General features: G+C 68.3%; 1 protein-coding gene. It reads right to left on the bottom strand.

The genetic code is table 11. The features are described from left to right. Window positions 1–74: 74 nt before the first annotated feature. A partial coding sequence (locus EN781_RS33580) for an NAD-dependent epimerase/dehydratase family protein (protein ID WP_127400782.1) occupies window positions 75–706 on the bottom strand: 632 nt, incomplete at its 5' end.

Here is a 706-nt window from a genome sequence, read left to right as displayed (position 1 = left end):
CTCTCCTGTCGCGCCGCCCGAGCCTCGAGAGCGGCGATGGCGCGAATCATATCACGCCCGGCGCCGCGCTTTAATCAGGAACGCTTCATCGGGCTGCGCGGCTCGCCCTCGCGCCAGCTGCCGTCGGCCCACATATGGTCGAGGGCCTCGCGGTAGTTTGGCAAGGCAAAGTGATAGCCCGCCGCCTTGATCGCGGCGTTGGAGACGCGCTTGTTCTCGCCATAGAAGGAGCGCGCCATCGGCGAAAGCTCGGCGGTCTCGAAGGCAATTTCCGGTGGCGGATCGACGCCCATCAACCCAGCGGCATAGGCGACGACATCCTGCGGCGGCGCCGGCTCGTCGTCGGTGACGTTGAAGATGCCGCCGAGATTCTTCCCGGCCAGATGCCAGAGCGCGCCGGCGATGTCATCGCAATGGATGCGGTTGAACACCTGGCCGGGCTTGACCAGCCGCCGCGCGGTGCCATCAGCCAGATTGACCAGCGCGTTGCGGCCCGGACCGTAGATGCCGGACAGGCGCAGGATCGCCACTGGCCGGCCGGTCTCCTCGCCGAGCCGCAGCCAGGCCTGCTCGGCCGCCACCCGCATCACCGAGCGTTTCGACACCGGCCGGCATTCGGCCCGCTCGTCCACCCAGCCGCCGCCATGGTCGCCATAGACGCCGACGGTGGAGAGATAGGCGATCCATTGCAGCGCCGGCATGGCTG

The sequence above is a fragment of the Mesorhizobium sp. M4A.F.Ca.ET.090.04.2.1 genome (assembly GCF_003999085.1).
GTDB lineage: Bacteria > Pseudomonadota > Alphaproteobacteria > Rhizobiales > Rhizobiaceae > Mesorhizobium.
This window is presented reverse-complemented; position numbering and strand designations above follow the sequence as displayed.